Annotated in this window: 12 protein-coding genes; 7 read left to right on the forward strand and 5 right to left on the reverse strand. The window is 73.3% G+C overall.

The window, feature by feature from the left end:
• Positions 1-82 precede the first annotated feature (82 nt).
• The 3 genes from V6U82_RS27405 to V6U82_RS27415 all read left to right on the forward strand — a co-directional run bounded on the left by V6U82_RS27405 (position 83) and on the right by V6U82_RS27415 (position 3,212).
• Positions 83-2,632: an ATP-dependent Clp protease ATP-binding subunit gene (locus V6U82_RS27405; protein ID WP_318333912.1), complete on the forward strand. Its 2,550-nt coding sequence runs from the start codon at positions 83-85 to the stop codon at positions 2,630-2,632.
• Between the two features lie 62 nt (positions 2,633-2,694).
• Positions 2,695-2,862: a hypothetical protein gene (locus tag V6U82_RS27410; protein WP_162959103.1), complete on the forward strand. Its 168-nt coding sequence runs from the start codon at positions 2,695-2,697 to the stop codon at positions 2,860-2,862.
• Positions 2,862-3,212: a DUF3140 domain-containing protein gene (locus V6U82_RS27415; protein ID WP_302907076.1), complete on the forward strand. Its 351-nt coding sequence runs from the start codon at positions 2,862-2,864 to the stop codon at positions 3,210-3,212. The genes V6U82_RS27410 and V6U82_RS27415 overlap by 1 nt, the downstream gene beginning before the upstream one ends.
• Positions 3,213-3,259: 47 nt before the next feature.
• On the opposite strand, the gene V6U82_RS27420 is transcribed toward V6U82_RS27415, so the two are convergent.
• From V6U82_RS27420 to V6U82_RS27430, 3 genes are read right to left on the reverse strand one after another with little or no spacing between them, the layout of a single operon-like run.
• Positions 3,260-3,496, reverse strand: a complete 237-nt coding sequence (locus V6U82_RS27420; RefSeq protein ID WP_013476980.1) for a hypothetical protein — start codon at positions 3,494-3,496, stop codon at positions 3,260-3,262.
• A 20-nt stretch (positions 3,497-3,516) separates the two neighbouring features.
• Positions 3,517-4,503 (reverse strand): LysR family transcriptional regulator, encoded by a 987-nt coding sequence (locus V6U82_RS27425; RefSeq protein WP_318333913.1) that lies wholly within the window; start codon positions 4,501-4,503, stop codon positions 3,517-3,519.
• A gap of 47 nt (positions 4,504-4,550) precedes the next feature.
• A complete protein-coding gene (locus V6U82_RS27430) occupies positions 4,551-5,168 on the reverse strand; it encodes a hemerythrin domain-containing protein (protein WP_334466132.1) in 618 nt (205 codons plus the stop codon).
• A 128-nt stretch (positions 5,169-5,296) separates the two neighbouring features.
• On the opposite strand from V6U82_RS27430, the gene V6U82_RS27435 reads away from it, so the two are divergent.
• A complete protein-coding gene (locus V6U82_RS27435) occupies positions 5,297-6,625 on the forward strand; it encodes a M20/M25/M40 family metallo-hydrolase (RefSeq protein ID WP_128137760.1) in 1,329 nt (442 codons plus the stop codon).
• A 61-nt stretch (positions 6,626-6,686) separates the two neighbouring features.
• On the forward strand, positions 6,687-7,340 hold the full coding sequence (locus tag V6U82_RS27440; protein WP_013286069.1) for a hypothetical protein: 654 nt from the start codon (positions 6,687-6,689) through the stop codon (positions 7,338-7,340).
• Between the two features lie 57 nt (positions 7,341-7,397).
• Here V6U82_RS27440 and V6U82_RS27445 read toward each other — a convergent pair whose 3' ends face one another.
• Positions 7,398-7,589: a DUF5703 family protein gene (locus V6U82_RS27445; RefSeq protein WP_030274256.1), complete on the reverse strand. Its 192-nt coding sequence runs from the start codon at positions 7,587-7,589 to the stop codon at positions 7,398-7,400.
• 70 nt (positions 7,590-7,659) lie between these two features.
• Entirely contained in the window at positions 7,660-8,628 is a 969-nt protein-coding gene (locus V6U82_RS27450; RefSeq protein ID WP_013286071.1) for an aldo/keto reductase, read from the reverse strand.
• Positions 8,629-8,790: 162 nt separating this feature from the next.
• Between V6U82_RS27450 and V6U82_RS27455 the strand changes: the two genes are divergently transcribed.
• Both V6U82_RS27455 and V6U82_RS27460 read left to right on the forward strand, forming a co-directional pair.
• Positions 8,791-9,843: an LLM class F420-dependent oxidoreductase gene (locus V6U82_RS27455; RefSeq protein WP_334466142.1), complete on the forward strand. Its 1,053-nt coding sequence runs from the start codon at positions 8,791-8,793 to the stop codon at positions 9,841-9,843.
• On the forward strand, positions 9,840-10,676 hold the full coding sequence (locus V6U82_RS27460; protein WP_128137758.1) for an undecaprenyl-diphosphate phosphatase: 837 nt from the start codon (positions 9,840-9,842) through the stop codon (positions 10,674-10,676). The genes V6U82_RS27455 and V6U82_RS27460 overlap by 4 nt, the downstream gene beginning before the upstream one ends.
• Positions 10,677-10,913 lie beyond the last annotated feature (237 nt).

Genomic DNA, 10,913 nt, shown 5'->3' on the forward strand with positions numbered 1-10,913 from the left:
TCGCGCCGACCGCCGGGTAGCCACCGCCGACCGTGCCGCGCGTGCCGGGTGCCGGTCGTGCCGACTGACTGCGGAGGACGTGATGATGGGACCGGGTGACTTCGGCAACGACCCCTGGGACGAGTTCCTGGCCCGATACTTCGGCCGGGGCGAGGGGGGACGCCGGCCGGCGCACCGGGTCGACATCACGCGCCTGATGACCGCCGACGCCCGGGAGATGCTCGCCGACGCGGCCCGCCGTGCCGCCCAGAAGCACAGCAACGACCTGGACACCGACCACCTGCTCTGGGCGGCGTTGCAGCGCGAGCCGCTGCGCGACCTGGTCCGCCGGGCCGGCGCCGACCCGGACGCGCTGCTGGGCGCGCTGGGCGGGCGCGGCGAGGGCGCGCCGCGCGGCGAGGTGCCGCCGAACCTTTCGCTGACCCCGGCGGCGAAGCGGGCGCTGCTCGACGCCCACCAGTTGTCCCGCGCGATGGGCGCCAACTACATCGGTCCCGAGCACATCCTGATGGCGCTGCCGTTGAACCCCGAGTCGCCGGCCGGCCGGATGCTCGCCGCCGGCCGGATCCAGCCCGAGTCGCTCCAGGCGGCCAGCGCCGAACGGGGAGCGACGAACGTCCCGCGTCCGGACCGGGGCACCCCGACGCTCGACCAGTACGGCCAGGACCTCACCGAGCTGGCCCGGATGGATCAGATCGACCCGGTGATCGGCCGGGCCGACGAGATCGAGCAGGCGGTGGAGATCCTGTCCCGGCGGACCAAGAACAACCCGGTGCTGATCGGCGAGGCCGGTGTCGGCAAGACCGCGATCGTGGAGGGTCTCGCCGAGCGGATCTGCGACGGCGACGTGCCGCAGACGCTGATCGGCAAGCGGGTGATCCAGCTCGACCTGTCCGGCCTGGTCGCCGGCACCCGATACCGGGGTGACTTCGAGGAGCGCCTGAAGAAGGTGATCGATGAGATCCGCGCCCACCGCGAGGAGCTGATCATCTTTCTGGACGAGATCCACACGCTGGTCGGTGCGGGCGGCGCCGGCAGCGAGGGCGGGATGGACGCCTCGAACATGCTCAAGCCGGCCCTGGCGCGCGGCGAGCTGCGGGTGATCGGCGCGACCACGCTCGACGAGTACCGGCGCAGCATCGAGAAGGACGCCGCGCTGGCCCGCCGGTTCCAGCCGGTGCTGGTGCCCGAGCCGACCGTCGACGACACCATCGCGATCCTGCGCGGCCTGCGCGACCGGTACGAGGCGCACCACCAGGTCCGGTTCACCGACGAGGCGCTGGTCGCCGCCGCCGAGCTGTCCGACCGGTACGTCACCGACCGCTTCCTGCCGGACAAGGCGATCGACCTGATCGACCAGGCCGGTGCCCGGGTGCGGCTGCGCACCCGTACCCCCGCCGAGGACGTGCGCGAGCTGGAACAGCAGCTCGACGAGACGCGCCGGGACAAGGAGCAGGCGGTCTCCGACGAGCAGTACGAGCGGGCCTCCGCGCTGCGCGACCGGCTCGCCGAACTGGAGGACCAGGTCCGCCGCGCCCGCGGCGACGAGGGGCCCAGCCACGTGCCCGAGGTGGGGCCGACGGAGATCGCCGAGGTGGTCTCCCGGGCCACCGGCATCCCGGTCACCCAGCTCACCGAGGAGGAACGCGACCGGCTGCTGCGCCTGGAGGGCCACCTGCACGAGAAGGTGATCGGGCAGGACGACGCGGTCACCGCCGTCGCCGAGGCGGTACGCCGGTCCCGTACCGGCCTGGCCGACCCGGACCGGCCGATGGGCAGCTTCCTGTTCCTCGGCCCGACCGGCGTCGGCAAGACCGAGCTGGCCCGGGCGCTGGCCGAGGCGCTGTTCGGCGAGGCGGACCGGATGGTCCGGGTGGACATGAGCGAGTTCCAGGAACGGCACACGGTCAGCCGGCTGGTCGGCGCCCCGCCCGGGTACGTCGGCTACGAGGAGGCCGGTCAGCTCACCGAGGCGGTCCGCCGCCGCCCGTACGCGGTGGTGCTGCTGGACGAGATCGAGAAGGCGCACCCGGACGTGTTCAACATCCTCCTCCAGGTGCTCGACGACGGTCGGCTCACCGACAGCCAGGGCCGTACCGTGAACTTCAAGAACACCGTCCTGATCATGACCAGCAACCTCGGCTCGGAGCTGATCACCGGCACCCAGCGCACCGTCGGCTTCGCCACCGGCGCCCCCGGCGAGCAGGAGAGCGACGAGCTGCGGGAGCGGCTGATGCGCCGGCTCCAGGAGAACTTCCGCCCGGAGTTCCTCAACCGCATCGACGAGGTGATCATCTTCCAGCGGCTGGAGGCCGAGCAGCTGCGCCAGATCACCGGGCTGCTGCTGGAGGAGACCCGCCGCCGGATGCACGCCCAGGACATCCAGGTCGACTTCAGCACCGCCGGTGTCGACTGGCTCGCCGAGCACGGCTACCAGCCCGAGTTCGGCGCCCGCCCGCTGCGCCGCGTGATCCAGCGCGAGGTCGACAACCGGCTGTCCCGGATGCTGCTGGAGCACGAGGTCTCACCGGGGCAGAAGGTCACCGTCGACGCCCGCGACGATCGGCTCGTCTTCGACGTCACCGCCGGTGAGCGCGGCTACACGCCGGCCGCCACGTCCCATCCCCGATGACCGGCCGGGGCCCGTCCCGGCCGGGCCGGGACGGGCCGTCACCGAAGGACCGGAGGGCGGACATGACCGAACCCGAGGAAGTCCCCGACGACACCGGGGCCGGTGAACCGATCGAGGCGGCCCCGACGGCGAACCCGGCCCGGGTCCGGGTGCCGCCGGAGGGCCTGAAGCAGCACCCACCGAACGAGGGCGAGCCGGCATCCGGGCCGCCGCCGGGAGAGGAGGCGTGATGGTACGCGAGGCGCGACTCGACCCCGAGGTCGAGGTGATCTGGGACGACTTCCACGCCGAGGTGAACGTGCCCTCCGAGACGCTGCGGCAGTGGCTGCTGACCCGCGGCTCGGGGGAGGAGGCGTTCGGCCCGGATCCGGACCTCGACCTGCCCGAGCCCGGCCGGCAGATCCTCGCCGTGTTGCGCAAGCGCAAGGTGGACCTCACGCCGGAGGACATCGAGGTGATGCGGGAGGCGATCACCCGGATCCGGGAGCTGACCGCGCAGCGGCCACGCCGGGGCAACGCCGACGACGAGTGGCGCCACGCCCTGCTCGACCTCGGCCACGACGTCCTCGTCGAACGCTGAGCCGGTACGGCGGCGCCCGGGCGGAGCACCCGCCCGGGCCCCGCCGGCTACTCCGACTCCAGGCTGGGCAGCCGCAGCCCGGCCGCGTCCGCCGCGGCCTGCCGGTCGGCCCGGGCGCGTTCCTCGCGGCTGAGCAGATTGGCGTACTCGGTCACGTCGGCCGGACCCGGCACCTCCGGCAACCGGCGCAGGAACGCCTCCACCTCGGCGGAGGCGGTGGTGTGCGCAGTGGCCGCCTGACGCAGCAGCTCCCGCTGGTCGGCGGCCGGATACAGATCAGTCATGTCGCCGGTGATACCCGGGTTCAGGCGATTCGCACCCCACCCGAGCCGTTGGGCTGCACACCGAACTCCGGGTGCGCCAGCAGCCAGCCCAGGTATTCCGGATGGTTGGCCAGCGCGTCGGTGTACGCCGCGACCGCCGCCGCCAGCACCGGCTCGGCCACGGCCGCCGCCGGCACGTCCGGATGCCAGCCCAGCAGCAGCCGCCAGCGCAGCGGTGTGCCGGCCAGCCGGCGGGTGACCAGCCCCGCCACCGGACGGAACGTGGCCTGGCACAACGCCACCGCCTCGCCCGCGTCCACCAGGTCCAGCGCGGCCCGCACGTCCGCCTCGTACACCTTCTTCGGGGTGAAGCCGGAGCGGGCGCAGGCGGCCGCGAAGCAGTCGCCGAAGCAGCCGTCGCCCGGCGCGGCCACCCACCGCTCGCGCCGCAGGCCGACCAGGTCGACCTCGGCGTGGCCGGCCAGCGGGTGGGTCTGCGGCAGCAGCACGCAGACCGGCTCGACCGCCACCTCCCGCCAGCTCAGCCCGAACCCCGCCGACGGCGTCGAGTCGCCGCACACGCCGGTCAGCGCGAAGTCGAGCCGGCCACCGGCCACCATCTGCGCCAGCTCGTCCACCGACCACGAGCCGTACGTGGTGATCTGCGCGTCCGGGCGCTCGGCGGCGAGCCGGTGCACCAGCCGGCCCAGGATCGGGCTGTTCACCCCGCCGAAGCGGTACCGGCGCAGCGGATCGCCCGCACCGGCCATCCGGGCCGCCTCGTCCCGCAGGCCCTTCATCGCCGGCAGCAGCACCCGCGCCCGGTCCAGCACCAGCTCACCCAGCGCGGTGGGACGGGCGCCGCGGCGGTCCCGTTCGAACAACGGCCCGCCCAGCGCCCGTTCGATCCGCTGAAGCTGGGCGGTCAGCGCCGGCTGGGCCAGGCCGAGCGCCGAGGCGGCCTTGGTGACGCTCCCCGTCTCCGCGATCGCGCAGACCACACGCAGGTGTCGCAGCTCCAGATCCATACCGTGACGGTAGGACCACGAACCGATACACGGAAGGGGCGATCGGCTCACCCCTCGCGGCGATGCTCCAGGTCGCTCAGCCGGGTACGTCGTCCGGTGACCGCGTCGCGCACCTTGTCCAGCACCCCGACCGCCGGTTCGACGATCTTGTTCCAGGGCGGGGTGGCCGGCGTGCCCGGGTGCGGACGGGTCGGCGCCGCCTCCTCCGCGATCTCCCACCGGTTGCCCAGCCGGATCAGCTCGGCGTCGCTGGCCACCTCGCGCAGCGGCGTGACCAGCGCGGCGACGCGGCTGACGTGCCGGCGGACCCGCTCGGCCACGTCGGCGACCGCCGGGTCGTCCGCGCCGGACAGCTCCTTGAGCGCGGTCAGCAGCCCGGCGTCGGCCTCGATCTCCCGCTCGACCAGCTCGGCGGCGTCGGGCATCGCGGCACGGGCCGCCGGGAACAGGTACTGCTCCTCGGCGGACAGGTGCCGGGACACCGCGGCGGTCAGGACGTCGAGCACCTCGCGCCGGCCGGCCGCGTCCAGCGCCGGATCGGTGACCCGGCCGGCCAGCCCCAGCAGTGCCCGGTGCTCGGAGTCCACGAGGTCGGCGACGCTGCGCCCACCCGGCCGGTACGCGTCGTCGGCGGCGGGCGGCAGCGGCGGCAGGGGGACGGTCATGGTGCCCTCCTCGTGACGGCCGGAGTCGATGTCCGGGCGGTCCGGCGGTACCCGGCCCGGCGATCGGCGAAACCGCCGCCGGAGCACCGGCGGCCCGCGACCACCTCACCTGCTGGTATAAGGAAGCGATGACGAGCGACGCCGCCCCCGCCCGACCCGACGCCACCGACGAGGTCGTCGACCTCTGCCGCGACCTGCTGCGCATCGACACCACCAACACCGGCGACAACGACACCAGCGCAGGGGAGCGGCGCGCCGCCGAGTACGTGGCGGAGAAACTCGCCGAGGTCGGCGTCGACGCCGAGATCCACGAATCGGCGCCCGGCCGGGCCAACCTGGTGGCCCGGATCCCCGGCACCGAGCCCGGCCGCGACGCGCTGCTCGTGCACGGCCACCTCGACGTGGTGCCCGCCGACCCGGACGAGTGGTCCGTGCACCCGTTCTCCGGCGAGATCCGCGACGGCTACCTGTGGGGCCGCGGCGCGATCGACATGAAGGACTTCGACGCGATGGTGCTCGCCGTCGTCCGCGACTGGCAGCGCACCGGCGTACGCCCCCGGCGCGACGTCGTGCTCGCCTTCACCGCCGACGAGGAAGCCGGCAGCGACTACGGCGCGCACTTCCTCACCCAGCGCCACCGCGACCTGTTCGACGGCTGCACCGAGGCGATCGGCGAGGTCGGCGGCTTCTCCTACTCGGTCGACGAGCAGCGCCGCCTCTACCTGATCGAGACCGCCGAGAAGGGCATCGACTGGCTGCGCCTGCACGCCAAGGGCCGGCCCGGCCACGGCTCGATGGTGCACGACGACAACGCGGTCACCGCGCTCGCCGAGGCGGTCGCCCGGATCGGCCGGCACCGCTTCCCGGTGGTGATGACCGACACCGTACGGGCGTTCCTGGCCGAGGTGTCCGACGTGCTCGGCATCGAGATCGACCCGGACGACCCGGAGACCGCGATCGCCAAGCTCGGCCCGATCGCCAACATCATCGGCGCGACCGTCCGCAACACCGCCAACCCGACCCGGCTGGCCGCCGGCTACAAGGACAACGTCATCCCCGGCCGGGCCACCGCCACCATCGACTGCCGCAGCCTGCCCGGGCAGAGCGAGGAACTGGAGCGGCAGCTGCGCGAGCTGGTCGGGCCGGACATCGCCATCGAGTACGTCCAGCGCCAGCCGGCCCTGGAGACCACGTTCGACGGTGACCTGGTGGCGCGGATGTCGGAGGCGCTGCGCGCCGAGGACCCGGGCGCCCACCCGGTGCCGTACATGCTCTCCGGCGGCACCGACGCCAAGGCGTTCTCCCAGCTCGGCATCCGCTGCTTCGGCTTCGCGCCGCTGCGGCTGCCCGCCGACCTCAATTTCTCCGGCCTGTTCCACGGCATCGACGAGCGGGTTCCGCTGGACGGACTACAGTTCGGCGTGCGGGTTCTGGACCGCTTCCTCCGTACCTGCTGACCGCGCCCGCCGCGGCGCCGCCGGCGCGGAACCTCCCCCCATCGCGAAGGGACTGCCACACATGACCGACCAGCACGGTGAGCTGGACGCCGCCCTCGAGCGGGTGATCGACGCGGCCCGCGCCCACCTGGCCGCGGTCCGGGCCGCCCAGGGCCGGATCGACGACGACGCCGTCTGGCAGGCGTACGTCGCGTTGAACAACGCCTCGTTCGCCTACGACGAGCAGCTGCTCGACGCGTTCGGCGAGGTGACGCCCTGGGACGTGGAGTCGATCGACCCGGACGAGGCCGACGAGCGCTTCGGTGCCGTCGAGGGCGGCGAGCCCACCGACCCGCACCCGCGGGTCATCTCGGTGCGGCAGCGGCGCGACTACCGGGTGCCCAGCGTCGCCGCGCTGCTGCGCGCGGCCGAGGCGGCACGCCGGGAGGGCACCCCGGAGGAGGACGAGCCGGCGCCGGTGGAGGGCGTCGGCGAGGCGGTGCTGGAGCTGCTGCAGAGCGGCGACGGATCGCTGTCCGCGCTCGACGTGCCGGAGCTGGAGCCGCTGGACGGTGTGGTGATGGTCAGCGAGGTCGGCACCCCCGTCGACCTGGAGTCGTTCGACGACGACGACCCGGTCGGCCCGTTCCAGCCGGCCGCCGACGACCGGCTGGTCGGCCGGCTCGACGAGCACCCGTTCATGGAACTCGACGAGGAGCACGACCACGCGCACTAGGCCGTGCGCGTCCCCGGGGCGGCGCCGCGCCGCGCGGCCCCGGGGACGGGCCCGGCGTCAGTACGACAGACCCGGCTGTGACTGGTTGACCAGGCGGCGCCGCAGCACCACCTGCCGCGTGCCGTCCCGGTAGAGCCGCACCCGGGCCAGCTCCCAGCCGGAGAACTCGGCCTGGATCGCCAGCTGCGCCGCGGCGGTCAGCCGATCGACGTTCGAGGGCAACCGCAGCGGCGCGTATTCGTAGTCCATGCCCCTATGCTGCCCAGGTCGCGGGCCCTCCGCCACCCCCTGCGGGTGACCCGGATCGCCCCGGCGCGGCTCAGCCGTCCCGCTCCGGGTAGCCCACCGGTACGGCCGACACGTCGTCCAGCGCCGTGACGATCTCCTCCGGCAGCGTCATCCGCTCCACCTGCAACGCGCCGAGCAACTGCCCGACGGTGCGGGCGCCGAGGATCGGCGCGGTCACGCCCGGCCGGTCCCGGACCCAGGCCAGCGCCACCTCCAGCGGCGACACGCCCAGCCCGCCGGCCGCGATGGCGACCGCCTCCACGATGCTGGAGCAGCGCGGCTCCAGGTACGTCGCGACGAAACGCTCGAAGTGCGGCGACACCGCCCGCGAGTCGGCCGGGCGGCCGTTGCGGTACTTGCCGGTGAGCACACCCCGGCCCAGCGGCGACCAGGGCAGCACGCCCAGCCCCATCCCGGCGCAGGCGGGCAGCACCTCCCGCTCCACGCCGCGCTCCAGCAGCGAGTACTCCACCTGCGCGGCGACCACCGGGGCGCGCCCCGGCCAGGCGGCCTGCCACGCGGCGGCCCGCGCGGTCTGCCAGCCGGAGAAGTTCGACACACCCACGTATCGGGCCTTCCCGCTGGACACCGCGTGGTCCAGGGCCGAGAGCGTCTCCTCCAGCGGAGTGTCCGGGTCGTACCCGTGCACCTGCCACAGGTCGACGTGGTCGGTGCCCAGCCGGCGCAGCGAGGCGTCCAGCGTCCGCAGCAGGTGCCCGCGCGAGCCGTCCCGGCGGCGGCTGCCCGGCCGCAGGCCCGCCTTGGTGGCGATCAGCAGCTCGTCCCGGTCCACCAGGCTGCCCAGCAGCGAGCCGATCACCGACTCGGCGTCACCGTCGGCGTACACGTCGGCGGTGTCGACGAGGTTGCCGCCCGCGTCGAGGTAACTCTTCAGCTGGGCGGCCGCGTCGTCGGCGTCGGTGTCCCGTCCCCAGGTCATGGTGCCGAGCGCGAGCCGCGATACCGCCAGCCCGCTTCGGCCGAGCGGTCGCTGTTGCATGGGTGAACCTTATTTCGAACCCGGCGTCACGGATATCCTCGCCGCAGTCAACTTCCCGCGCGACCTCCCCGGTGTGACATGTTCGGGGCGAGCCGGACGTCGAGGGTGCCACGCTCATTGCGTAACCTGATGCGACCTGTGGTGCGGACGGTGGGAGGATCAGTGCGACTCGGGCTCAACCTCGGATACCAGACGGCGTGGAGCACGCCGTTCGACCACCTGGCGTTGGCCCAGGAGGCGGACCGGCTCGGCTACTCGGTCGTGTGGGCCGCGGAGGCGTACGGCTCGGACTCGCCGAGCATGCTGGCCTGGATCGCCGGGCAGACGGAGCGCATCGACGTGGGCTCCGCGGTCATGCAGATCCCGGCCCGTACGCCGGCCATGACCGCGATGACCGCCGCGACCATCGACACGCTCTCCGGCGGCCGGTTCCGGCTCGGCCTGGGCGTGTCCGGCCCGCAGGTCTCCGAGGGCTGGCACGGCGTCCGGTTCGCCAAGCCGCTGGCCCGCACCCGGGAGTACGTCGACATCGTCAAGCTGGCCGTGGCCCGCAAGGAGGTCGCGTACGACGGCGAGCACTACACGCTGCCGCTGCCCGACGGCCCCGGCAAGGCGCTGCGGCTGGGCTTCCACCCGCCGCGCGAGCACATCCCGATCTACCTGGCCGCCGTCGGCCCGAAGAACCTGGAGCTGGCCGGCGAGATCGCCGACGGCTGGCTGGCCGTCTTCTACTCCCCGGAGTTCGCCGAGGAGCACCTCGCCTCGGTCCGGGCCGGCCGTGCGGCGGCGGGCAAGGAGCTGGCCGGCTTCGACGTGGTGCCGTCCGTGCCGGTCGTGGTCGGCGACGACGTCGCCACCTGCGCCGAGCTGGTGCGCTGGTACGCCGCGCTGTACGTCGGCGGCATGGGCAGCCGCAAGCAGAACTTCTACAACCAGCTCGCCACCCGGATGGGCTACGGCGACGCGGCCCGCGAGGTGCAGGACCTCTACCTGGCCAAGCGGCAGCGCGACGCGGCCGCCGCCGTACCGATGGAGTTCATCGACCGCACCTCCCTGCTCGGCCCGAAGGAGCGCATCGCCGAGCGGATGCGGGAGTACGCCGCCGCGGGCGTGACCACGCTGTCGGTGTCGCTGTTCGTGGCCGACCGGGAGAGCGGGGTGCAGACCCTGCGTACCGTCGCCGAGGCGCTCGAGCTGTCCGGAGTCGGCGAGTGACCTGGATCGAGGCCGTCGTCCTGGGCCTGGTCCAGGGACTGACCGAGTTCCTTCCGGTGTCCTCGTCCGGGCACCTGCGGATCACCTCGGCCCTGTTCTTCGGCCGGGACGCGGGCGCGTCGTTCACCGCGGTGACCCAGCTCGGCACCGAGGCCGCCGTCCTGATCTACTTCGCCAAGGACATCTGGCGGATCGTCCGCACCTGGTTCGTCGGCCTGGTCGACCGCTCGGTGCGGTCCAGCCTCGACTACCGGATGGGCTGGTACGTCATCGTCGGCACCATCCCGATCGGCATCTTCGGGCTGATCTTCAAGGACCAGATCCGTACCGCCGGCCGGAACCTCTGGCTGATCTCCTGCACGCTGATCATCGGCGCGATGCTGCTGGCGTTCGCCGAGTACTGGGGCCGGCAGACCCGGACGCTGGAGAACTTCCGGCTGCGCGACGGCGTGGTGATGGGCTTCGCCCAGGCCGCGGCGCTCGTGCCCGGCGTCTCCCGCTCGGGCGGCACCCTGACCGCGGGCCTGCTGCTCAACCTCACCCGGGAGACCGCGGCCCGTTACTCGTTCCTGCTGGCCATCCCGGCCGTGGTGATCTCCGGCGTGTTCAGCCTCCCGGACGTCTTCGAGCCGTCCGCGCCCGGCACCGCCGCGCCGAGCGTGGCGCAGATGGTGATCGCGACGCTCATCGCGTTCGCCGTCGGCTACGCGGCCATCGCCTGGCTGCTGCGCTACGTCGCCCACCACACGCTGTACGTCTTCGTGCTGTACCGGGTGGCGCTGGGCAGCCTGGTGATCTGCCTGCTGGCCACCGGCACGATCAGCGCGACCTGACGCTGCCTCCTGGCACGTGAAAAGGCCGGCACCCCGGTTTCGGGGTGCCGGCCTTTCGCGTTGTCCTGTCAGCTGTTCCAGTGTTCGGCCACCAGGTCGGCGGCCTGCTGCTCCCATTGGGCGTAGTGGTCGGGGTAGGCGGAGACCTGGACGGTCTGGGCGGCGACGGTCAGGGGCATGTCCTGCCAGCCGTCGACCTGCTTGAGGGCCTTGAGGAACGCGGTGGTGGAGTATTCG

This window comes from Micromonospora sp. CPCC 205554 (assembly GCF_036902745.1).
GTDB classification, from domain to species: domain Bacteria; phylum Actinomycetota; class Actinomycetes; order Mycobacteriales; family Micromonosporaceae; genus Micromonospora; species Micromonospora tulbaghiae.